The organism is Magnetospira sp. QH-2, from assembly GCF_000968135.1.
Classification (GTDB): Bacteria; Pseudomonadota; Alphaproteobacteria; order Rhodospirillales; family Magnetospiraceae; genus Magnetospira.
In genome coordinates, this window is sequence record NZ_FO538765.1 from 1,137,953 (window position 1) to 1,161,098 (window position 23,146).

Here is a 23,146-nt window from a genome sequence, read left to right on the forward strand (position 1 = left end):
GTCTCTGTTTTATCGGCTGATATTGAGCAATGATTTTAAGGACATTAATCTTTTCTCGATTTCAGGGCTCTTGGTTGGGTGATCTATATAGATATCGACCAAGATTTTGATGTAATGAAAATTTTGTATTTTTGGTAGCGTGGCCAAAATGCTGTTAATTGCCTTAGTAAAGCATTCCTCATATCCTGAGTAGGTCATGGGGTTTTTCTTTTTTAAGGGCGCTACTGTTTCATTGAAATTGGATATGAACTCCTTGACCTCATTGCTGGCGTAGGTGTTCAGGAAGCGGTTGGTTACATAGGCGCTGGTGGACGGAGAGACGTGGTAGTTATCCGCGATATCCCGATCGAATTGCTCCTTGTGGCGGAGTTCTTCCATGACGATTTCGAACGAAGGAAAATAGAGGATCCTCGGGTCCTGTAATTGATTGAGGCTATCTTCAACCGCGACCCGCAATTTGCTTTTATCAAGAGAATTCGCAACCAAACCGTCACGGTTGTGAGATCCGACTCCGTATTCCGAAGGGTCCAATTCAAAGTAATCGCCGAAACTTGACCACCGATAACGTTGAGGGGAAACGGTGACAACACCGGTCCAGGGATTGGGGTTGATCTGACGCAGTGTGCGGAACGTGTTCGAGAGGTCGGAAGCGATCTCTTCAACACTTTGGTCGATAATCTCGTAATCGTTCTTCGATAGACCGAGGCCGCTATTAATGGGAGACCCGGTGGTTGTTGAACGCAGATACTTCGACGTGCCCAAGGTAACGACGATGATATCCGCGACGCGCATGAAGTCCAAAACTCTTGAATCGATCTGGCGAGAGGCCTTTTTTAGTGCCGCATTACCAACCTGGGCGACCGTGTCGACACGATCGTGCCGCATGGAAATTGACATGGACCCGTCCTCGGTGGTGGCAATTTCATCATCATTCACCCCCAATCGCCCTTGGCTCAACCGATTTACATAGTCAGCCGTATCGCGGGCCGAAAACCGAACACAGCCGTTCCGATCGTAGAGAGTTTGAAATCCGCTTTCACCCATTTCGTCGGCGATGAACCCGGCAAAGCAACTGCCTAGAGAGAGCAGCTTACATCTAAAGTCATTGATGAGTGGTTGTGGGGTGATGGCTACCCGTACTGGATCCAGATTTCTAATATACGACTCGACAAGCTTGTATTGCATCTAGTGGTTTTCCTTATTCCATGGGAAATATAGCCATGGCGCGTGTGGATATTCAACTAACGTAAACTATATGGTCGGCATACTCTTGGAATTTTGACATTATAGGTATAGGTGAGCGCCGATACGGGGAGGTGCTTGATCATCGTATTTTGATGATAGCTAGAGCCATGCATCTTCCAGTGGATCATGATGGAACCGTGGTTTCATTGCGGTGAATGCGTAGTAGTATGGGGCACTAAGAGAAATTGGGGTGCCGATATTAGGACAAAGGGCATTGACGAACCTGCTGGAATACGCCTCATACAGTACAATGCTGGCCGACAGGGAGAATATCCGGGCGGTTGTGGAGCGGGGTCGGCTACGCGGTGCTGCGAGGGCCTTTGAGCACTGAAAAGGTCGGTCACGTCCGGCGGATTCTCCGCAAGGGATTCAGCGCCCAAAACGACGAACGCGGCGCCCGGCCTTTCCGCTGCAATGAAACCCCCAACTATCAACGGTTGGATGTGGGGGATTACGGTACCGAGGTTTTCCGTCTGGTCCGGGTCTATTTCTATTTCTTTTGGAACGAGGACCCCTTGGGGTTGCGGGAGGACTGGCTGAATTTGGCCCGCCTGCGCAATGTGCTGACCGGCATGGCCCCCGATTTCGGGTTGCATGCCGAGGGCGATACGGCTGGACCTTTTTATGGTCTGCAAATCAATCACTACCCCAAGGGCGGGGGATTCCTGGCCGGTCATCAGGACAACTTGCATGCGGGAATCGCGGCTGCCATGCCCGAGCTCACACGGAACTTCATCGTTGCTTTCGTCATGTCGCGGGTTGGCGAGGATTTTACCGATGGCGGCGGCTGGTTACGGGTTGGTGAGGAGAAAGTTGCCTGGGAAAATCATGTGGAACTGGGCGATATCGTAATTTACGACCAGGATCTTCTGCACGGCGTGGATGCGGTGGATTGTCGGGAAACCCTGGATCTGTCCCGTTTCGATGGGCGCCTGTTCGGGCTGGTGGCCCCATTCAGCGGCGCCGTGGCTTGATCGGAGCGCTGCTCTGGAAGCCCAAGGAAAACAGAGCTATCATTAGCCCATCCTGTCGCAAACGGTCTCGATCGATCACCCATTGCACGATGAAAGAGGAATTATGACCGACCAGAATTTCGACTATCTCGAAGGCGAGACCAACAAGGAAAAACGCAAGGACTACAGCGACTACCAAAAGCGCTACGAGGACAATCCCCGCGAAAGCGACAAGGCCATGGCGGCGCTGGTGGTCGAAGCCTGCGCCGGAATCGCAACCCCCCGGATTCTCGACGTGGGCTGTTCCACCGGGAATTTCCTGCGCGTGCTGAAGAAAGCTCTGCCGGAGGCTTTGCTGTTCGGGGCCGACCTGGTGCAGGACCAAGTGGACGAAAACCGCCAGAACGATGACCTGTCCGGCATCGAATTCGAGCGCATCAATCTGCTGGAGATGGACAAGGAGGCCGCCTATGACGTGGTGGTCACCAACGCGGTCTGCTGGTGTTTCGATGCAGGGCAGTTCGAAACGGTGATCGGCAATCTGGCCCGAGGCCTGAAGCCGGGCGGATCCTATATTTCGTTCGAGATGTACCATCCCTATCCTCAGGAGGTGACGGTCACGGAAACCTGGCTGGCGCACCCCAACGGCCTAACGCACTATATCCGCCCGATGAAATCAGTCCGAGATATATTTTTATCCAAAGGTTTTAAAACTACTGACTTCCATCCCTTCGACATTCCCATCGAGCTGCCAAAGGACGAAGACCGGGAATTCATCATGTCGCATACCGAGCAGAAAGCCGATGGCGGACGACTCATCTTCCACGGCATCGTCCATCAGCCCTGGTGCCATACGGTTGCCCGGCGCGGATGAGCAATCGGACCCCACCGCTGCGTCGGTACGGTAAGGCCAGCGCCGAATACCTGGGGCAGAGCGCTGCCTTGTCGGATCCCGAACAGGATCGGGTCATGCGGCACAGCAAGCAGCGCTTGCTGGACATCTATCGGCAACAGCCCTTGCGCACCTCCTGCAAGGTCTGCGGCGGCCCGTTGCCCAATGGTGCCCGGGAGAATATCCCCTACTACCTTTTTTGCCCCGCCTGCGGCCATGCCAACGGTCGGTTCGAGGATACGCAAGCCTATCACGATGCCTATTACGGCACCGGGCAGGGGGAGGACGACGTGGCCCAGGCCTATGGCGCGGAAACCGCCGAGGCCTTCGGACAACGGGTGGCGGATATCTATCTACCCAAGGCCATGTTCCTGCGAGACGTCATCGTCGCCGATGGCCATGATCCGGCGGGAATGTCCTGTGTGGATTTTGGCGCCGGATCGGGATACTTCGTCGAGGCCCTGCACCGGGCAGGGTTCGCCGCCAAGGGATACGAGGTGTCGGCCAAACAGGTCGACCTGGGCAACCGCATGATGGATCGCGCCGCCCTGGAGCAAACGGATTTTGCCCATACCCTCGACATCGTTCGGACCCTGGAGGCGGATATTCTGTCGATGATCTTCGTGCTGGAACACGTGCGGGATCATCATCGGCTGCTGGAAGCGGTGCGGGACAATCGGCGGATAAAATACTTCTTCTTTTCCGTCCCCTTGCACGGGGTGACTGCCTTCTGGGAAGCCGTCTTCCCCAATGTCTACGCCCGCTGTACGTCGGGCCACAACCACCTCTACACGCCGCAATCCCTGACATGGATGGCCGAGAAGTACGGGTTTCGCGAGGCGGGATCCTGGTGGTTCGGGGCCGATGTGACCGACCTCATGCGGTCCGTCGCCCTCGGTCTGCACCAGCGCTATGGAGAGTCGGATCTGACCCGGAGATGGACAGAGGCCATGCTGCCGATGATCGACTCCCTGCAACGGGTCATGGATGAGCGCAAGCTTTCCTCCGAGGTGCATATGCTTCTCGCAACGGATGAGAAGATGGGAGATAAAGCGTGAAGCTGTTCGGCAAGAACCTGGATCACCAAGGCGTGCTCATCGCCGAAATCGGCGTCAACCACGAAGGTAGCCCGAAAAAAGCCCGGGATCTCCTGCGTTTGGCGGCGGAGGCAGGGGCCGACGCGGTCAAGTTCCAGAGCTATACGCCCGCTCGTTTTATTTCCACGCGCGACCCGGAGCGGTTTCAACAGGTCTCGGCTCGGGCCCTGGATGAACGAACCCATTACCTGTTGGCGGAAGAGGCGGCAAAGAGGGGCGTTGCCTTCCTGTCCACACCGGTTACCGAGGACTGGATTCCATTGGTGGCACGACTGAGCCCGGTCATTAAGATCGCCAGCGGTGACTTGACCTTTGAGCCGATAATCCGGGCCGCCGCCGCGACGGGCAAGCCGGTCATCTTGTCCACGGGGCTGGGAACGGAGACCGAGATCGAACAGGCCATCGGCTGGGTGAGAGAGGAGATTGGAGACCGCCGACTCAAAGACTCATTGGCTTTGATGCACTGCGTATCGGCCTATCCGACGCCCATCGAGGAAGCGAACTTGCGTAGCATCCCATTTTTGACCGATCGGTTTGCCTTGACGGTCGGCTATTCCAACCATGTGATCGGTCCCGAGGCCTGCTGGGCTGCCATCGCCCTGGGGGCGCCCATCATCGAGGTGCACTTTACCGATGAAAAAGAAGGGCGGACCTTTCGAGATCATCAATTATCGTTTAACCCTAATGACTTGGCTGGCCTGGTCGAGGCGATGCCGCGCCTTCGGGCGGCTTTGGGGCGTTACGACAAACAGCCTCAACCCAGTGAATTGCCCGGGCTTGGGGCCATGCGAAAGGGCGTGGTGGCCGCGGCGGACCTGAAAGCGGGGACGGTACTGGGCGAGGACCATATCATGTTTGCCCGACCGGCCACGGGCATCGAGTCCGGTCGGGTCGCCGAAGTCCTGGGTGCCGTCCTGACTCGGGACCTTGTTCAGGGCGAGAGTCTGGCCGACGCCGATCTTAACAAGGCTGATTGACAGGCCATGTGCGGACTTGCCGGAATCATTTCGGACGAACCGGTTTCTCCAGGCGTTCTGTCCATGACCTTGGCGGCGCTGCAACACCGAGGCCCTGATGGCAACGGAGCAATCCAATCGGCGTTCAGTCAGCGGCATTTGGCCTTGCTGCATACCCGCCTTGCCATCATCGATCCGGATGATCGGGCGGCCCAGCCGTTCCGGCGTGCGGGCCTGAACCTGGTCTACAATGGTGAAATCTATAACTACATCGAGTTGCGGCGGGAATTGGAGGCCCTGGGTCATCGCTTCACCACCCGCTCGGATACCGAGGTAATCCTCGAGGCCTATCGGGCTTGGGGAGCAGACTGCGTCAAACGCTTCGACGGCATGTGGGCCTTGGCCTTGCATGACGAAGAACGAGGCATACTCTGGCTCAGTCGTGACCGGTTCGGCGAGAAACCGCTGTATTGGATGCGGCAAGGGCGGACCTTGGTGTTTGGTTCGGAGGTTCGGGCCCTGTTCACGCTGTCGGGACATCGGCCGGAACCGGATCGGGATCGCCTGCGGGCCTATTTGGTCAACGGATACAAATCCCTGTTTAAGCGGTCCGACAGCTGGTTCGAAGGCGTTTATGCCTTACCACCGGGGCATTCGGCGGTTGTGGATGCTTCTGCTCGGGTCGAACCCACGCGCTATTGGACGCTGACCCATGCGCCTCGGACCCTCTCCTTGGGCGATCTGGTCGAGGGGACCCGGGAAAAACTGATCGACGGGGTGACGCGACGGCTTCGCGCCGATGTACCCCTGGCCTTCTGCCTCAGTGGTGGAATCGATTCAGGAACCATTGCCGCCCTCGCCGCCAAATACGGAAATACTCCCATCCACGCCTTTTCCATCGTTGACCGGGACCCGCGCTACGACGAGCGCGATACGATGATGGAAACGGTGAAATCCATCGGGTGCCGTCATACGGTCATCGCGCCGGGGACCAGTGGATTTATTGAACGTCTGGCCGCGCAGATTGAAAGCCGGGACGCCCCGGTGTCCACCATCTCCTATTATGTCCATGGCTTCTTGTCCGAGGCCATCGCCGGGGCCGGGTACAAGGTCGCCCTCTCGGGAACCGGGGCCGATGAACTTTTCACCGGCTATTATGATCACTACAACTTTTGGCTCGCGGGCATGAAGGATCGGGACGACTTCCCGGCATTGCTGGCCGACTGGCGGTCAGGCTATGGGCGCATGGTCCGCAATCCAATTCTCAAGGACCCGCATGTGATCATTGGAGATCCCGGCTGTCGGCGGCATATCTATCTGGACAATCATGTTTACAACCGCTTCATGCGAGACCCGATTGCCGAGACCTTTACCGAAACCGCTTTTTGCACCGATGGGCTGCGCAACCGGATGATGAATGAATTGTTCGAGGAGGTGGTGCCGGTGATCTTGGAAGAAGACGATCGGAATTCCATGGGGGTTTCCATTGAGAACCGCTCGCCTTTCCTGGATCATCGCCTAGCCGAGTTTGCCTATTCGATCCCCGGAGAATACCTGGTGCAGGATGGTTTTTTGAAATGGGTCTTGCGCGCCGCAGGGGAAGGAGTGCTGCCCGATGCCGTGCGCCTGGATCGTCGAAAACGCGGCTTCAATGCGGCGATCGATACGATGCTTGATCGGTCTGATCCAACCGTCCGAGAGCGATTGCTATCCGATGGGCCCATATTTGACCTTGTGAACCGGGCGCTTTTTACAAACTTTTTGGACCAGGACATGAGCGATGCCGACCGCTCCAAATTCCTATTCCGCTTTCTTTCAACGAGATTGTTTCTGGATCATCTCGAGGGAGCCGCCTGAACCATGTTGTGCAAGCGGATCATAACGGTCCTCACCTTTAATAACGGCGTTCTGTTCCGCACCAAGCTGTTCGAGCCCGATTACCGCTATACTCTCAATTTCGTCGATGCTTGGTCAGTGGACGAAATCGTCGTTTTGGATGTCACCCGGTCGGGGCAGGGGGACAAGGATAGTTTTTTCAAGGTGGTGCGGGATTTTGCCGACCGCTGTTTCGTGCCCCTGACCGTGGGTGGCGGAATCCGAAGCCTCGAAGACGTGCGCCGGTTAATGGGGCTCGGCGCGGACAAGGTGGTGATCAACAGCGGTGCCTTCGAGGATCCACGCCTGATCGGAGCCATCGCGGGGCGCTATGGAAGCCAATGCGTGGTCTTGAGCATCGATGCGAAGCAATCCGATGATGGTGGACATGAGGTGCGTTCCCATGCCGCCACTCGGGCAACGGGCCGCGATCCCGTCGGTTGGGCCCGCGAGGGACAAAGCCTGGGGGCGGGAGAGATTCTGCTCACGTCGGTGGAGCGGGATGGCTGGCTGCAAGGCTATGATTTGGATCTCTGCCGCTCGGTGGCCGACGCGGTCTCCGTGCCGGTATTAATCCTTGGCGGTTGCGGTAACTGGAAACATATGGAACAAGGATTTCTGCAAGGACATGCCTCGGCGGTCTGCACTCAGAACATCTATCACTTCACCGAAAAGAGCATCCAAGCCGCCAAGAGATACCTGAATTCAAAAGGGATTCCCGTGCGCATGGAGGAGAGGGCATGACGGCATCCATCCAATTCTGTTCCCGCTGTCTGATGCCCAATACGCGGCCTCGGGTGGTGTTCGACGATCAGGGGGTCTGCAACGCCTGTCTCAATGCCGATACCAAGGCGGCCATCGCTTGGGATGCCCGACGGCAGGAGTTCCACGATTATGTTGAGCGCCTGCGTCCCAAGGAGGGCCCTTACGACTGCGTGGTGCCGTGGAGCGGCGGCAAGGATTCAACCTATATCGCCCATCGGCTGAAGGTCGAATTCGGCCTGAACCCGCTGTTGGTGACCTTTTCGCCGTTGCTACCCAATGATGTGGGCATGAACAACCGGGAAGAGCTGCTGAAGTTGGGATTTGATCATTTGATGGTGCGGCCCAATCAGGCCGTGTCCCGCCATTTGGCGCGGCGATTCTTCATAGAGCGGGGGAATCCGAAAATCCATTGGGATGCCGGGATCAATGCCCTGCCGTTGCAGGTGGCGGTGCGCTACGGCATTCCCTTGGTGTTTTATGCGGAGCATGGCGAAAGCGAATACGGCGGGCGGGTGCTGTCCGAGGAGTCCCTGAAAATCCGCGACTTTACCGAGGTGCTTGAGCATCAGGTGGGCGACGACCCAATGAATTGGATGGATGAGGTGGTTCAAGAACAAGACTTGGCACCCTATGTATATCCCGAGCCCGAAGCGCTTGAGGCGGTGGGGGTGAAGGCCTTGTACTTCTCCTATTTCTTCCGCTGGAGCATGCTGGAGAACTATCGCTACGTGAAAAAGAACCTGCCGACGTTTCAGACAGAACCCCAGGGCCGTACAGACGGCACCTTCACCGATTTCGACAGTCTCGACGACAAGATCGACAATATTTACTACTACCTGCAATTCGTGAAATTCGGCTTCGGCCGGGCCACCCGGGATGCCTGTCGAATGATCCAGAACGGCCAGATGAACCGGGAGGAGGGACTGGACCTGGTGCGCAAATACGACTCAGAAGTCCCCAAGACGCATTTTCAGGATAGTCTGGACTACCTGGGATTGGCCGAAAACGAATTTACCGAAATCGTCGATGCGCACCGCAACGGGGAAATCTGGGCGTTCCGGGGCAATCAATGGCATTTGCGGGCCGAGCCGACATGATCCGCCCATGAAGATCAATTTCGGTGTCAAACGAGTCACCTCCCTGAGCAAGGAACTGCGTTACGTCGCCCGGCAGCGGCACCCCTTGCGCTACCTGATCAATCGCTTCCGTTGGCACTATTATCCGCAGTTGTTCCATGTCTCGCGGTTTCCCGATCATCTGGATATCGAGACCTCGTCGGCCTGCCAGATCCACTGCCCCATGTGTTTCCTGACCGTTCGCAAGGATGTGCCGAAAAACATCATGTCCATGGCGCTGTTCGAACGAATCATGGCCGAAGTGGCGCGCCGTGACCCTTATTCCATCCGCCTGTCCTGGCGCGGGGAATGCCTGGTCAATCCACGATTCAAGGATATGCTTATTCATGCCCGATCAGTCTATAATGGCAGTATCTCCTTTCTGACCAATGGTTTGCGGCTGACCGAAGATCTCATCGATACCATCATCGAACAAGATGTTTGCTACATCGTCATTTCGGCGGATGGCTTGGGGGCGATCTATGAAGAAGTCCGCAAACCCGGCAAGTTCGACGATTTGATTGCCAAGTTGGCCTACCTCAAACACCGCAAGGAAGAATTGGGCAGATATCGACCGCAAGTACGCATCAATGCCGTGGGGACTTGGTTCAGGGGCGATGAATTGGCCCGCTTCATCGAAACCTTCGACCCCTATGCGGATCGCATCTTGGTCGGAGAGCTTCTCAGCAACTTCGATAGCGTGCCAGTGGAACACGACCCCAGCCTTATTTGTGCGCAGCCCTGGCAACGCATGATGATTGCCTGGGATGGCAAGATTTACCCCTGCTGCGATGACTACACGGGCCTCTATCCGGTGGGGGATGTCAACGAGCAGAGCCTCAAGGAGATCTGGCACGGGGATCGGCTCAATCAACTGCGGGATTGGAATCGCAAGCGCGAACGGCTGAAATGCGACCTCTGCCGAACCCGGGATTGCGGGATCGACAGAAACCCGCATACTCATTCCGACGCCATGAAGACAGCCTTGCGCAATCAGGTTCTAGACCAATATGGAAAAGACACCCCATTGCTCAAGTATCTCGAATAGAGGCATATTGAACGGAAATTAAAAAATGACCAAGCAGGACATTGTCTTCAAGCAGCAGCAAGATAACAAGCAGGTTAAGCTGCTGAGCTACAAGGACATGGACGCCATTCTGAGCGAAAAGGTCGGCGAACGGTATGACCGCTATCGTGCAGATTGGCGGGCCGGCATGCAGTTCGAACGGGTTCCGGAATTTCCTCTCTCCATCGAGATCGAGAACCTGAATCACTGCAATTTCAGTTGCCATATGTGTCTGTTCTCCCTGCCCAAAAGCCATCCAGACGCGCCGCACAAGAAAGAGAACAAGCGATTTCTGGACTTCGAGGTCTACAAAAAGGCCATCGACGAGGCCTCGGCCCATCAAATGCCCGCTTTGACCCACGGGGTGCTCTGCGAAACCCTGCTGCATCCGAGAATGATGGACATGATCGCCTATGCCCAGGACCGGGGGGTGGTGGACCAACGGTTGGGGTCCAACGGGGCCTTGTTGACCAAGGAGGTCAGCGAACGGCTGGTGGATCTGGGGCTCGCCCGGTTGGAGATCTCCCTGGATGGATTCAACGAGGAAACGTTTAACATGGTGCGGTTCGGCAAGGGAGCCGACTACCACCAAATCGTTGCCAATATCCGGGATTTTCTGGAAATTCGGGAGCGCAAGAACAGCCGATTCCCGTTGCTGCGCCTGAGCTTCTTGAAGCTGAACGTCAATGCCGACCAGGTGGAGGCGTTTCTGGATTATTGGCGTGACTATGCCGACTATTTTTCCATCCAAGAGCCGGTCAACTACAAGCTGGACCTGAAAAAAACCTCGCTTGTGTTCGATACACCGCACGAAAAACCCAATTTCCGCTGTGACAAGCAGCATAACCGCATATTTATGCGCCACGACGGTACCTTGCTGCCTTGCTTTCATGTGCATGGATGGCAGGAATTCGCCCTAGGCAACGTCAAGGACAGCACCATCAAGGAAGCCTGGGATTCCCCGAAGATGCAGTATCTCAGAGCCCTGCACAAAAAGGGCGAGTATCATAAAAACAAGATCTGCCACAACTGCGTCATGTGCACCGGCCAGGAAGCCTGATATACAGGAATCCTCCTTGTTTCCATTGGGGATGGCGGCATTCCGTGTACATCAAGGGTCTATTGCGCGAGATCTATCTAGAGCCCAGGGTGGTCGTTTCTGCGGCCATTGAAAAGGCGCTGGAGACGCTGCGCGAGCGCAGCGGTCTACCGCTCGAAATCGAGCACACCCCGGGTGGCAGCGAATGCCTGACTTGGCTGATCCCGCCGCGCTGGCTGGTTGAAGAGGCCTATATCAGCGACGGACAGCATAAAATCGTCGATCACGAACACCACCCCCTTTACGTGCCTCCCTACAGCGAGCCCTTTGAAGGATGGGTGTCGCGAGAAGAACTGGACCGCCATCTGTTTTCCGAACCGGAACGCCCCGCTTTCATTCCTTTCATGGTGGATTGGGAACTGGAATTCCGCGAACGGGATTGGGGATTTAGCCTGCCAGACACCCTCCGCGTGACCCTGGATCAGGACCGCTATTACGTCTGCATTCGAACACGGGTCGAGGAATACGGGGACCTGACAACAGGGGTCTGTCGATTGCCCGGGCGGTCGAAGCGGGAAATCCTTTTGGTGACCAATACCTGCCATCCGGGGCAGATCAACGATGCCATTTCCGGCGTCGGGGTCGCCTTGGAAGTCATGCGGCGACTGCGGGACCGGCCTGATCTGCGCTGGAGTTACCGACTGCTTTTGGTGCCCGAATACCTGGGGTCGGCGGCCCATTTGGATCGCCATATGGATCAGGTCGATCATTTCGAATGCGCCATGATGCTGAAAATCCTCGGTAACGATGCACCGTTCTCGCTTCAACACTCGTCACGAGGGACCCATCGTATCGACCGCATCTTTGCGCATGTCTTGCGCCACGGCTATGGGGCCTACCGGGAAGAGGGATTCAGGGAGATCACCGGCAATGACGAACTTTTCTTCGAAAGCCAGGGAATTGACGTCCCTTGCGTTTCATTGAGTCGTTGCCGGAAAATCACGATGCAGGATCGCTTTTTCGGCCTATTCGAGGAGTACCATTCGTCGGGGGACGAACCGGACAGGCTGCACGAGGAGAAACTGCAAGAAGCGGTGGATCTGGTCATGGCTGTCATTGAGGTATTTGAAGGCGACGTCGTGCCCATTGCCCGTTTCAAGGGTCCGATTAACCTGTACCGGCATGATCTCTGGCTGGATTTTGACAAGACGCAAGGAGCCGGGGAGCGGTTGAACCGGGTCATGGCCCTGATTGATGGCGGTAAAAGCGCTTTTGACCTGGCCGAAGAGACAGGCATGTACTTCAATGACTGCCTGCTGTTTTTAAAAGAGCTTTCTCGAATTGGATATGTGGAGTTCAAGGAACCGTGACCCGGGAAAACCAATGGGTCGAGCGATATTTTGATCAAGTCGCCGACTATTACGATGATTTGCAGGCGGACACGGCGGACCTGCCATTGCTGCCAGCGGACCGGTGCCTTGGCGGGTTGATGACCGACGGCCCCCGGAAAGTTATGGATCTGGGGTGCGGGACCGGACGCTTGACCCTGAAACTGGCCGACGCCGGGCACCGGATTTCGGCAATCGATGTGAGTGGCCGCATGATCGAGGCCTGTCGCGCTCGGCTGGCCAATGCGGGACGAGACGAGGAACTCGCCTGGAAAGCCGATGTATCAGACCCTAACGTGCTGGCCGCCGCCGCTTATGACGCGGTCTTTGCCATCGACCTGTTCGACTACCTGGGCCTGGGCATGGTCGAGTTTTTAGATATTTGTTTTCGAACCCTCAGGCCGGGGGGAAAGCTCATTGCCTCCTTTGGGAACGGGCTTCTGCCGCTGTTTTCTCTGGATCGTTCCACATCGGATTTTTTCAGAGATCACATTTTTGAACGGGTGCCATTCGTGGATGAGGACACCCGTGTGGCAGTGACGCAGACGGCCAAGGGCTTGTTGCGTTGTGCCGATGATCCGCCAAAGGACCATTCCGGCGCTCAAGGATATGAGGCCGATAAGCAAGCGGGGGTGGCGCGTCTGGTTCACAGTGATCTCCCAAGGCAATCAATCAATCCACTGACACTTGCTGACGTTCTCGCCCGGGCCGGGTTCAAGGCATTGGATCAGCAGTTCTATGGCTATCTGGCCGTGCCGCCGGGATTGAGAAATGCCTTTCCGAGAGCCAACGACGAGGCGGCGCGGCAGATGGAATCCCATTGGGAAAAGGATTGGCGCGGTACCTTCATGGCCCAGCGTCTATTCCTGGTCATGGAAAAGATCGGCCATGGATAGCCTCTCGCCCGCGGAGATTGCCGATGCGCTCCAGTCGGTCGGGGCATCTCGCGATGACGTGATCTTCCTGCATACGGATATCTCTCGCATCGGGCCCATCACAGGTGCCAAGGATCGCGAGTCCACGATGAACGGGTACGTGGATGGTCTTTTCAAGGCCGTCGGTCCCGGTGGAACGGTGGCCGCCTTGACGGCAAGCGAGAGCTATGCCCGTCATGACACCCCCTATGTGCATGAGCAAACACCTTCCGAACAAGGCATTCTGACCGAGCATATTCGCGGCATGCCCGGCGCGGTGCGGTCTTTTCATCCGTTGTTCTCCATTGCCGCCGTGGGGCCTCGGGCGGCGTCTCTATGCGGTGATGTGAGCTATACGGGATACGGGTATGATTCTCCGTTCGACCGGCTGCACCGGATGAATGCGCTCATTGTCTGCCTCGGGGTTGATCTTCTGGCCATGAGTTTTGTCCATCATATGGAGCAGCGCTTCGGGGTTCCATATGGCTACACCAAAGAATGGTCCGCCCCGGTTTTTAAGGACGGCCAACGCTCCAACCGACGTTTTTTTGCCTTTGTTCGCTATCTGGATGCAGGGATCGACTATGACTTCACCCGTTTCCAGACCGACTTGTTGGCCGCCGGATTGGCAAAGCAGGCAAGCCTCGGCTATGGTCGGGTGGTGGCGGTCCGGGCCGCCGATGCCTTTGAAGCGGGCATGGGCAAGCTTCGCGAGGATCCGTTCTATTTCCTCGCCTCACCCCCGAAAGAGGAGCCTTGGCGCCGGTGAGTCAGGAAACCATGGAGACGGAGGTTCGGCATTTGCTGGCGGCGATTATTGATACCGATGCCGCGGCTCTGACCCCCGAAGCCGCGATCAACAGCTTTCCGGGGTGGGATTCGTTTGCCCATATGAACATCATGATGATGCTCAACGAAACCTTTCAAGTTCCCATCGATGAAACAACGATCATCCGCTGCACCAGCCTTTCCGGCATTTTGGAAATGCTGAAGACCTAGGACCGGTCCATGACGCCGCATCCCTCTCCAGGACCAAGCCTCGACAAGACCCTGCTGGGACAGATCCACGCGCGGGTTTTGAGCCAACCCGAGGCGATCGCGCTATGGGCCGATGGCGAAGGCTGGACCTATCACGAGCTGTGGCACCGCGCTCAGGTCATGGCGTCGGCCATCAACGAAAGGGGCGGGTCTTCCCCGGTCTGCGCCCTGTATGCCTTCCGCAATGGGCCAACCTACGCCGCCATCTTGGGGATATTGCTGGCTGGTCGGGCCTATCTGCCCATCAATCCCCACTGGCCTTCGGCGCGCTGTCTGGCCGTGCTGGTCCAAGCCGGAACGGATTGTGTGGTTTGTGCCTCCGCCGACAGATCGGAAGTTCAGGATCTGCTATCCCATGGGGCGCTTGAAGACCGACCTCAGATTCTGCCCATCCCGGAACAAGACACGGCCGTTCCCAAGCAGGCGGAGACCGCCAGTCTGTTGGCGGCGCGGGATCAGCCGTTGGCCTATCTGTTGTTCACTTCCGGCTCCACGGGGGCACCAAAAGGGGTCCCCATCGCCAAATCCTGTGTTGAAAGCTATGTCTCGACGGTTCGGGAGCGATATGGCTTTTGTTCCACGGATCGGCTTTCCCAGGTTTTTGATCTTACGTTCGACTTGTCGGTTCATGACCTGTTTGTCGCCTGGACGTCCGGGGCGGCGTTGTATTGCGTGCCGGATCGGGAACTGGTGGCGCCCGCAGCGTTTATAGAGACCCATCGGTTGACCTGCTGGTTTTCCACGCCTTCCATGGCAACCTTGTTGGACCGCTTTGGATTGCTCGACCCCGGGCGTTTTGACAGCCTGCGCCTCAGCCTGTTTTGCGGTGAGCCATTGACCCAGAGGATGGCGCGGGCCTGGGCCCGGGCCGCCCCCAATGGGCCCGTGGAGAACTTGTATGGCCCGACGGAAGCCACCATTGCGACGACGGCCCATGTCTTCGATCCGGATAGGGAGGCGCAAGGCGATCTGGTGCCGATCGGACAATCCTTTCCCGATCAAGTCATCCAGATCCTGACCGATGATGGGACCGAGGCGGCTCAGGGGGAGCCGGGGGAACTGCTGATCAGCGGGCCGCAACTCTGCGCGGGTTATTGGCGGGACCCGAATCAAACCCAAGAGCGGTTTATCCGCCTGCCGGGGAGCGATGCTGTTTGGTATCGAACCGGGGATCTGGTTCACCGGGACTCCGAGGGGGACCTGCACTTCCGGGGCCGATTGGATCATCAGATCAAGGTCCGGGGACATCGGGTGGAATTGGGAGAGATCGAGGCGGTATTGCGATCAATCGCCCAAACGGATCAGGTTGCCGCATTCGGCTGGCCCCGGTCAGAAGGAACCGCCCAGGCGGTTGCCGCCTTCGTGGCGGACAGCCCCATGGACAACAAAGCCATCCAAGCCGCCTGTCGGGACCGCCTGCCGTCTTACATGGTGCCCAGCGCAATCCGCCGGCTGGATCGTCTGCCCTTGAATACCAGCGGCAAGATCGATCGAGCCGCTTTGATGGAACAATTGGATTCAAATCATCGGGAAGACGGGGATGCGTAGACTGTTTTTTGTCGGCGATCCCATTCCGTTGCGACGGGTCCTGAGCAATCTCGGCGATCAATCCCTGACCTTGATGGGCATTGCCAGCGATAACCCGGCGGCCCGGGGCTTGGCGGATCAACTGAATCTGCCGCTCTGGCCCAATCGGGATATCAATGGCGAGGCCTTTCTTGGCCACCTGTCCGCGAACCCGCCGGACCTGATTTTCAATTATAACGCCACTACTCTCTTCGGAGCGGCGCTGTTGGCGGTGCCCAAGGACGGCTGTGTGAACATTCACCCGGGCCCTCTGCCCCGATATGCCGGGCTCAACGTTCACCAATGGGGCATTATCAATGGAGAGAAAATTTTTGGGGTGACCGCCCATATGATGGAGCGTGGAATTGATACCGGCGATGGGGTCGGCGAGGTCGAAGTCCCGATCCTTGCGGAAGATACCGGGCTGACTTTGCATTTGAAGCTTCTCAAGGCGGGGGCGGAACTGGTGGAGAGCGTTCTTTGCCAGTACGGGCGCAGCGGGCTTCCGGCGCGCACCCCTCAAGACCTTTCGGCACGCCGCTACTATGGGCGGGATACACCCCATGGAGGGCGGGTTTCACCCACTTGGCCCGTGCACCGGGTGATCAATTTCGTGCGCGCGCTCAGCTACCGTCCGATGCTGTCGCCAACGGGGCCCGCGCTGTTCGGTTTCGGCCCGCAAGCAGAAATCGAGATCGTCAAGGTGTCTCATTGTGACGGGAAAGGCGGCGCGCCGGGAAGGGTGCTGTCCTTGGATCCGTTCATGGTTGAATTTACCGATGGCTGTGTCCGTGTGGAGAAAATCCACATTGATGGGGTTGTTGACCCTTCGGAAAAGATCTTGAGGCGCTGGGGTATCGATGTGGGAAGCCACCTGATCAGTCCAGGTGGTCCCCCGATTTGAGCCGACGGTCCGGGTCTCCCTCATCGAGGTAGTCGAGGATCAGCAACGCCCGGTCAGCGCAAATCAGAAAGGGTCCTTGGCCCTGTATCTGGCAGAGGCGGCCGGGGACCCCCCGCAAGACGAAATCGGCGGGCCGCGCCGCGAACAAGCGAACTTTTCGGCCACGGCGCAGACAAAAGGCCCCCGGATAGGGCCTGGTCAAGGCGCGGATCATGCGGTCGGCCTGATCGGCGGTCATGGTGCGGGGGGTGATCCGCCCGTCCTCATCGTTCCGCTGATGCCAGTAGGCCGCGCGGGCATCATCCTGTGGCTTGGGAATCAATGACCCATCCATCATGCCTTGAAGGGCTTCAACGGCCATGTCACCAAAGAGCGGGTTGGCCCGATGATGAAGGTCTGCAATGGTCATGCTTGGGGTCAAGGGTATGGACCTTTCCGCCACCAATGCCCCGTCGTCGATGCCTTCAGCCAAAACCAGAACACTGAGTCCGACGGAGGGTTCGCCATTGATCATCTGCCAATTGAGAGGCGATCCGCCGCGATACTCCGGCACGCGGCCGCCATGCAGATTCAATATGCCGATCCTCGGAATGCCAATCAGGGGAGGCTTGAAAATGGTTGGAAACCCGGCAATCAGGAACAGATCCGCCTGCCACGAGGCTGCTTGTTCAATGAAGGCCGGGTCATTGACGTCCGGGGCTTCGACGATTTGAAACCGTCCATTCGCCGCCTTCTCGTTCAAGCTCGCGGAAATAAACCCCGTGGGGACCACCACCTGGCCGCAGTCCATGCTCTCGCTCAGCAGGCGATCCAATACCGCCAGACCACGCGCGCCATTGAGGAAAAGGGCGATCCCGGCCATGCGGCCACTCCCGGTTTAGCGCTGGAACTTGGAGCCATGCTCCTCGAAAAAAGCTTTGTACCATTCAATGTAGCGAGGGAATCCCTCGATCAGGGACCATTTGGGATCATATCCCATCAGCCGTCGGGCCTTGTCTACCGATAGGGTGCCCCGATCAGGCATCAAGGCATCCTTTTCCTTCAAGATAACGCCCACATCGGGGAAATAGTCACGCAGGATACTCACCATCTGGTTGATCGGTTGCGCCGCGCCATAGGTCAGATTAAAGATCTGGTTGCGGGCCGCCGGCGTTTGGATCGCACCAATCACACCTTCCACAAAGTCCTGAATATAGGTGAAGTCCAGAGCATCTGAGCCATCACCGTTGATGGTGATATCTTCGCCCATCAGAGCGTTTTCAATAAAGATCTGGCTGACTCGGCGGCTGATACAGCGCTCGCCGTAAAGGGCCGAAGGCCGGATGATGGTATAAGGCAGATCGAAAACCTGATTGTAGGCCATGACGATCTTTTCACCGGAGAACTTTAGGGCGCCATAGATACCCTTGGGCTCGCAATAGGTCTCTTCGTCCACCACCCCGGTCTTGAAGTCCCCATAGACCATGCTGGAAGACAGATAGATGAAATGCTCCGCATGCTCCCGTGCGCCGTCCAGGGCATTCTCCAATGTGCGAAGGCTATGATCAAAGGTGTGATAGGGGGTCTTGTTGGAGCGGTTGGCGTGGGATACCGCGGCCAAATGGATGAGAGTCTGAGGTTTGACGTCATGGATCAGTCGCGACAACGCGTGATATTCGCGGGCGTCCTGGACGAACAAGGTGACTCCGGCATTGCGCAACAAACGCATGCGTTCATCAATAATGGCCAGGGACAGGTCCGGATGCGGGACGTTGTCCGTGTTGGCCATCAAGGAAATCAGGTTATTGACCTCCAGCCCATCAACGATGCAGACGTCGGCGCCCCGTGCCTTCAAATGAAGGGCAAGGTTGTGGCCAATAAAACCGGCGCCACCAACCAACATAATCCGTCTGTTCTGAAGGGGAATGCTCATTTTACCAACCCACCAGCGTCTCTTTGATCGCCGTGGCAATTCGTTTCATATGGTCTGGCGTGAGGTGTGGTCCGACGGGCAGGGCGATGGACGTATCGCTGATCCGTGCCGCACTCGGAAAGTCACTGTCCCGGTAGCCATATTGATTTTGATAGTAGTCGAGCCGGGGGACCGGATGAGGATAGTAGACACTGCTGCCAACGCCTCTTTCTTTCAGGCCCTTGATCAGGGCGCTCCGCTTCGCTTCCCAGCCTTGGGGCAACAGGGTGGACAGGCAGTAGTGACCATGGACGACCCGGTCATTCCCTGATGCAAGAGGGGTCAATTCTTCAATGTCGGCCAGGGCGTCGGCCAAGGTATTTCGGTTTTCGGCCCGCTTGGTCAGAAATCCAGGTAGTTTCTTCACCTGTTCGATGCCGATGGCCGCATTGATTTCATTCATCCGATAGTTAAACCCCAATTCAGGCACATTGTAAACGCCCGGGGTTGCCCGCTCCCCGTGCGTTCTGTTGACGCCGAATGCCCGGATGAGACGCAGTCTTTCGGCCAGATCCTGGTTCCGGGTAATGACCATGCCGCCTTCGGCCGTGGTCATGTGTTTGACCGGGTAAAAAGAGAAAACACCCGCATCGCCCCACAGGCCGGTATGGCTTCCATCGAGCGATGCACCCACGGACAGAGCGCAATCTTCCAGCAACAAGAGCCCATGGCGCTTGGCGAGCATTGCAAGGGACGTCATGTCGGCAGGCAGGCCGAGAAAGTGCACCACGACAATTCCCTTGGTTCTTTCGGTGATTGCCGACTCAACCCGTGAAACATCCATGTTCCCCGTCACCGGATCGGCATCGACGAAGATGGGGCGTGCTCCGGTCAATGCCACGGCGTGGGCCGTGGCCACATGGGTTTGCGCCGGAACGACGACCTCGTCTCCCTTGCCCAGGCCGTGTTCGTGCCAGAACAAATGCATGCCGGCCGTGCAGCTGGACACCGCGACGGCGTGAGGCGCGTCGGTGAACTGCCGAAACGCTTCCTCGAAGGCGAGGGTTTTGGGCCCGTGAACGAGAATACTGCCGGCCAGGACCGCCGCGACGGCTTGTTGTTCCTCGTCGCCGATCATCGGTCTGCCGAAGGGGATCTGCTCCATGGATCTGGTCACTCTTCTGAATTGCTGCGGTGTAGATCGTAATAGTCGATCCGATGGGGCTTGCCCAGGCTGACGGAGTGTTCGATGGCAATGGATACGGACATGGCATCCAGTACCTCTTGGGCTGAAACGTCTGGCTCCCCCCCATCCACAATCGAGGTGACAAAGGAGGCGATCATGCTGTCCTTGGCAACGGAGCGGTAGGGCGTCTCGATCAGAGTGGACAGGACTGATTGGTCCCCTTTCTCATAGCGCGCCGCTCCGGTTGGCGATTGGATGAAGCTTTCCGCCGTGCCGTAAACCGCAAGGGAGTGATAGTGGGGGGTGACACTGCTGTAATTGGACGAAACTTTGGCGATTCGGTCTGCGGAATCTCGCAACAGCCCGACGACACAATCGTTGAACCGAAACGCGGTCCCGCGCGAGGCGATGGCCGTGCCCATGGCGGTGGCTTCGATGGGGCGAAATGCCGCCATCCACATCAGCAGATCGATCAGATGAATGGCGCCGCCATGGACCACCGAGTAAAAGGGAATCCGGCCGCGCCATCCTTCGGTGATCTTGTGCATGCGGCCGTATTGATAGTCCCCTTCCAGATAATAGAGGTCACCCATGACACCTTGGCGGATGCGTTGGCGGAGGTCGATGAAGCGGGGCACCTTGCGTAGGACCAGGTTCGATGAAAACCGCTGTGTCGGGCGTGCCTTGAGCTCTTGATAAAGGCTGTTGAGGTCTTCCTCATGCAGGCAGATGGGTTTTTCCGCGAAAACATGCTTTCCATGGGCAAGGGCCTGCATGATCTGCGGGAAGTGGGCATCGTCGTAGGAAGCGATGGAGACCGCATGGATGGATGGATCCCTCAGGATATCATTGGGGTCGCCGGTGGTTGCCGCGCCCGGGAACTCGCTCGCCACCGCCCCCAGTTTCTCCGGGTCGATATCGCACAGGGCCACCAATTCGCATCGCGGGTCGGCGGCATAGCCCTTTGCATGTTGATGACCAACGCCAAGCCCGATCACCGCTGTTTTTAATCGATCATTCAACATTTATGATCGGTCCTCGTATACCTGCATGACCTCCACCAGGGAGGCGGTGATCAGCCGGGGCCCGAGAGCCCGGGCAATTTTTTGGACCCGATGATAATCCTCCACGGTATCCACGGAGAGCTGAACCGAATCCATGGCTATCTTGCTTTCGAAACTGGCAAAGGTGACCTCTTCGGGATGAGCGTAGAAATAGGCTGTCACATGTTCGCGTTCCCTTGCCGACATGACAGGGTGGGCTTCGCGCAATCGCTCGGCCCGAAAGACTTCCACCGACATGCCTTTCGGAAAGCTGCGTTTGAGGATGTTGGTCGCCAGGTCGCATCGCGAGGTCTCGAACAAGGCCACTGCCTGGTCAATGAGGGCAGGATCAAGGAATGGGCTGTCACCGGATATCCGGACCAGGGTCTGGGCCTTCGCTTCGATGGCGGCCTGGACAAAGCGTCCCGCCACGTCATCCAAATCCCCCCTGTAACAGGCAATTCCCATGTTTTCGCACAGCGCGGCGATGGGGTCATCGTCGGAACCGGAAGAAGTGGCAACGGCCAATCCGCTGATACTTTCACAACGCTTCATTCGCTCGATCATGATTTCCAGCATGGGCTTGCCTGCAAGCGGGCGCAGGACCTTCCCCGGCAGACGCTTTGAGGAAAGCCTTGCTTGAATAAGAAGAAGCGGTTTGGGCGGGGCTCGATCGGGCAAGCTTTGGATCCGGATGTTTCAGGGGCGAGGGACCAATGGCCACTCTATCAGGCCGCGCCATTGTCTGTCATGCTGGTCCCGGCGGTAAATGAGGCAAGTTTACCGAATAACAATAAATCAGCCGAATACTGAAAATAGGCTATTAAATTCATAAATAACAATCACCTGTGTGGCTTCCATGAACAATGTCCTCTATCTCCCCATCGAAGAAGATCGCCGGGAACTGGTGTCTCGGATGCTGGTTGCTCTGGAAGCGGTCAACCGGGGTTGCGCCGTGGTGGTGGGGCAGAAATGGGCGATCGAGAACAATCTGGCGGTCCTGCCCAAGGGTGTCATCGTTTACAAGACGGTTGACGAGCCGCAATGTGAAAGCGCCCGGCTGGCCCGGCAACATGGTCATATCGCCGTTGCCGTGAACGAGGAGGGTATTGCGCCGACGGATGGGGGAGTCATCTTCCGCCATTTTGGATTGAGCTTCGGCGATGCATTTGATTGTTTCTACAGCATTCATGAAGGACAGGAAGCCGCGCTGCGGGCGGAATATGAGCAGCTGCCGGAGATGATCTGCATCGGCAATCCGCGTGTCGACCTGCTGAAACCGAAATTCCACCCCTACTACGCGGACCGGGTGGCCGAACTGCGCGCCCGGCACGGGCGGTTCTTGTTGTTCAACAGCAACTCCTCCGCCAACTGGAAGTTTGGCGGTCTCGACGATCTAAAGGATCTATATTTTCGAGGCGGGTATATTGTCGATGGCGTCCGAGATGAATCCCTGTTTCATGAAATGGTCTGGTACGACGAGGTGCGCAAAGACATCACTATCAATTTCTTCAACGCTCTTGATGAAGTCGCGCCGGACGTGCCGGTGATCATCCGACCGCACCCCGGCGAGGCACCCGAGTACTGGGAGAAGTTTATCGAAGGCCGGAAGAACTGTTCCGTCGAGCGGGCGGGGATTGCCAACCATTGGATCGCCGCCGCACAGGCAACCATCGTCACCGGCTGTACCACGGGTGTCGAAGGGTATCTGATGGGGGCCAACGTCATTAATCTCGACCAGGAAGAAGATGCCGGTTATCGCGAAGACAATATCGCCTATCACTACCTGCCAACCTATACGGATATGAAGCAGGCCGCGCTGGCGATGAAAGGCGTGATGGATGGCGTGCCCGGTGCTATTGCCGAAGAGCCGGAGTCTCGGCGTCGGTTGGCTGAGTACCTGAATGCCCATGACGGTTTCGCCTATGAGCGCTTGGTCAATTCCCTGCTGGAGCGCTATCCGGATTTGATCAACGGCCACAAGGCTCTTCGGACTCTCGGTATTTTAAACCTCATTGAAATGCCGGAACTGCACCCTGGACAGCAAGACAAGATTCAAGACATGACCTTGGCTCATGTGGGTAGCATCATCCAAAATCTTGGTCGGATCCTGTCGCTGAACGATGATCTGTCAGTATTCGAGCCACAGAAAAGCATGTTTGTACTGGCCCGGGTCTAATGGCTCCGCGCAGGATGCAAAGGTGGCCTGAGCA

The 23,146-nt window shown here is 57.2% G+C and carries 22 protein-coding genes; 16 read left to right on the forward strand and 6 right to left on the reverse strand.

The features are described from left to right. Positions 1–9: 9 nt before the first annotated feature. Positions 10–1,185, reverse strand: a complete 1,176-nt coding sequence (locus MGMAQ_RS05400) for a GSCFA domain-containing protein (RefSeq protein WP_046020738.1) — start codon at positions 1,183–1,185, stop codon at positions 10–12. A 341-nt stretch (positions 1,186–1,526) separates the two neighbouring features. On the opposite strand from MGMAQ_RS05400, the gene MGMAQ_RS05405 reads away from it, so the two are divergent. The 15 genes from MGMAQ_RS05405 to MGMAQ_RS05475 all read left to right on the forward strand — a co-directional run bounded on the left by MGMAQ_RS05405 (position 1,527) and on the right by MGMAQ_RS05475 (position 16,813). Continuing rightward, a complete protein-coding gene (locus MGMAQ_RS05405; RefSeq protein WP_046020739.1) occupies positions 1,527–2,219 on the forward strand; it encodes a hypothetical protein in 693 nt (230 codons plus the stop codon). A 103-nt stretch (positions 2,220–2,322) separates the two neighbouring features. Continuing rightward, positions 2,323–3,072, forward strand: a complete 750-nt coding sequence (locus MGMAQ_RS05410; protein WP_046020740.1) for a trans-aconitate 2-methyltransferase — start codon at positions 2,323–2,325, stop codon at positions 3,070–3,072. Further along, the gene (locus tag MGMAQ_RS20980; protein ID WP_046020741.1) at positions 3,069–4,148 is read left to right on the forward strand and encodes a class I SAM-dependent methyltransferase; all 1,080 of its coding nucleotides are present in this window, start codon (positions 3,069–3,071) and stop codon (positions 4,146–4,148) included. The genes MGMAQ_RS05410 and MGMAQ_RS20980 overlap by 4 nt, the downstream gene beginning before the upstream one ends. Further along, positions 4,145–5,164, forward strand: a complete 1,020-nt coding sequence (locus MGMAQ_RS05420; protein ID WP_052716149.1) for an N-acetylneuraminate synthase family protein — start codon at positions 4,145–4,147, stop codon at positions 5,162–5,164. Before MGMAQ_RS20980 ends, MGMAQ_RS05420 begins: the two co-directional genes overlap by 4 nt. A 6-nt stretch (positions 5,165–5,170) precedes the next feature. Then, positions 5,171–7,000 (forward strand): asparagine synthase (glutamine-hydrolyzing), encoded by a 1,830-nt coding sequence (asnB, locus tag MGMAQ_RS05425; RefSeq protein WP_046020742.1) that lies wholly within the window; start codon positions 5,171–5,173, stop codon positions 6,998–7,000. Between the two features lie 3 nt (positions 7,001–7,003). After that, positions 7,004–7,762 carry an imidazole glycerol phosphate synthase subunit HisF gene (gene hisF / locus MGMAQ_RS05430; RefSeq protein WP_046020743.1) on the forward strand — a complete coding sequence of 253 codons (759 nt, stop codon included), beginning with the start codon at positions 7,004–7,006 and terminating at the stop codon, positions 7,760–7,762. Next, positions 7,759–8,880, forward strand: a complete 1,122-nt coding sequence (locus MGMAQ_RS05435) for an N-acetyl sugar amidotransferase (protein WP_046020744.1) — start codon at positions 7,759–7,761, stop codon at positions 8,878–8,880. Before hisF ends, MGMAQ_RS05435 begins: the two co-directional genes overlap by 4 nt. Before the next feature lie 7 nt (positions 8,881–8,887). Beyond that, a complete protein-coding gene (locus tag MGMAQ_RS05440; RefSeq protein WP_046020745.1) occupies positions 8,888–9,946 on the forward strand; it encodes a radical SAM/SPASM domain-containing protein in 1,059 nt (352 codons plus the stop codon). Positions 9,947–9,971: 25 nt separating this feature from the next. After that, positions 9,972–11,024 (forward strand): radical SAM/SPASM domain-containing protein, encoded by a 1,053-nt coding sequence (locus MGMAQ_RS05445; RefSeq protein WP_046020746.1) that lies wholly within the window; start codon positions 9,972–9,974, stop codon positions 11,022–11,024. 44 nt (positions 11,025–11,068) lie between these two features. Then, complete coding sequence (locus MGMAQ_RS19335; RefSeq protein ID WP_052716150.1) at positions 11,069–12,373, forward strand: DUF4910 domain-containing protein; 1,305 nt, start codon at positions 11,069–11,071, stop codon at positions 12,371–12,373. Continuing rightward, entirely contained in the window at positions 12,370–13,287 is a 918-nt protein-coding gene (locus MGMAQ_RS19340; protein WP_052716151.1) for a class I SAM-dependent methyltransferase, read from the forward strand. Before MGMAQ_RS19335 ends, MGMAQ_RS19340 begins: the two co-directional genes overlap by 4 nt. Next, a complete protein-coding gene (locus MGMAQ_RS05460; protein WP_046020747.1) occupies positions 13,280–14,074 on the forward strand; it encodes an AAC(3) family N-acetyltransferase in 795 nt (264 codons plus the stop codon). The genes MGMAQ_RS19340 and MGMAQ_RS05460 overlap by 8 nt, the downstream gene beginning before the upstream one ends. A gap of 11 nt (positions 14,075–14,085) precedes the next feature. Next, complete coding sequence (locus tag MGMAQ_RS05465) at positions 14,086–14,304, forward strand: phosphopantetheine-binding protein (RefSeq protein ID WP_158498784.1); 219 nt, start codon at positions 14,086–14,088, stop codon at positions 14,302–14,304. A gap of 9 nt (positions 14,305–14,313) precedes the next feature. Further along, positions 14,314–15,891, forward strand: a complete 1,578-nt coding sequence (locus MGMAQ_RS05470; protein WP_046020749.1) for an amino acid adenylation domain-containing protein — start codon at positions 14,314–14,316, stop codon at positions 15,889–15,891. Then, positions 15,884–16,813, forward strand: coding sequence for a methionyl-tRNA formyltransferase (locus MGMAQ_RS05475; protein WP_046020750.1), 930 nt, complete (start codon positions 15,884–15,886; stop codon positions 16,811–16,813). Before MGMAQ_RS05470 ends, MGMAQ_RS05475 begins: the two co-directional genes overlap by 8 nt. On the opposite strand, the gene MGMAQ_RS05480 is transcribed toward MGMAQ_RS05475, so the two are convergent. From MGMAQ_RS05480 to MGMAQ_RS05500, 5 genes are read right to left on the reverse strand one after another with little or no spacing between them, the layout of a single operon-like run. Beyond that, complete coding sequence (locus tag MGMAQ_RS05480; RefSeq protein ID WP_046020751.1) at positions 16,788–17,675, reverse strand: methionyl-tRNA formyltransferase; 888 nt, start codon at positions 17,673–17,675, stop codon at positions 16,788–16,790. The genes MGMAQ_RS05475 and MGMAQ_RS05480 overlap by 26 nt on opposite strands. A gap of 15 nt (positions 17,676–17,690) precedes the next feature. Beyond that, entirely contained in the window at positions 17,691–18,725 is a 1,035-nt protein-coding gene (locus tag MGMAQ_RS05485) for an NAD(P)-dependent oxidoreductase (RefSeq protein ID WP_046020752.1), read from the reverse strand. A 1-nt stretch (position 18,726) separates the two neighbouring features. After that, entirely contained in the window at positions 18,727–19,881 is a 1,155-nt protein-coding gene (locus MGMAQ_RS05490; protein ID WP_198409162.1) for a DegT/DnrJ/EryC1/StrS aminotransferase family protein, read from the reverse strand. Beyond that, a complete protein-coding gene (locus MGMAQ_RS05495) occupies positions 19,878–20,915 on the reverse strand; it encodes a Gfo/Idh/MocA family protein (protein ID WP_052716152.1) in 1,038 nt (345 codons plus the stop codon). Before MGMAQ_RS05495 ends, MGMAQ_RS05490 begins: the two co-directional genes overlap by 4 nt. Next, positions 20,916–21,614 (reverse strand): cytidylyltransferase domain-containing protein, encoded by a 699-nt coding sequence (locus MGMAQ_RS05500; RefSeq protein ID WP_158498785.1) that lies wholly within the window; start codon positions 21,612–21,614, stop codon positions 20,916–20,918. A gap of 178 nt (positions 21,615–21,792) precedes the next feature. Between MGMAQ_RS05500 and MGMAQ_RS05505 the strand changes: the two genes are divergently transcribed. After that, entirely contained in the window at positions 21,793–23,112 is a 1,320-nt protein-coding gene (locus MGMAQ_RS05505) for a surface carbohydrate biosynthesis protein (RefSeq protein ID WP_148560858.1), read from the forward strand. Positions 23,113–23,146 lie beyond the last annotated feature (34 nt).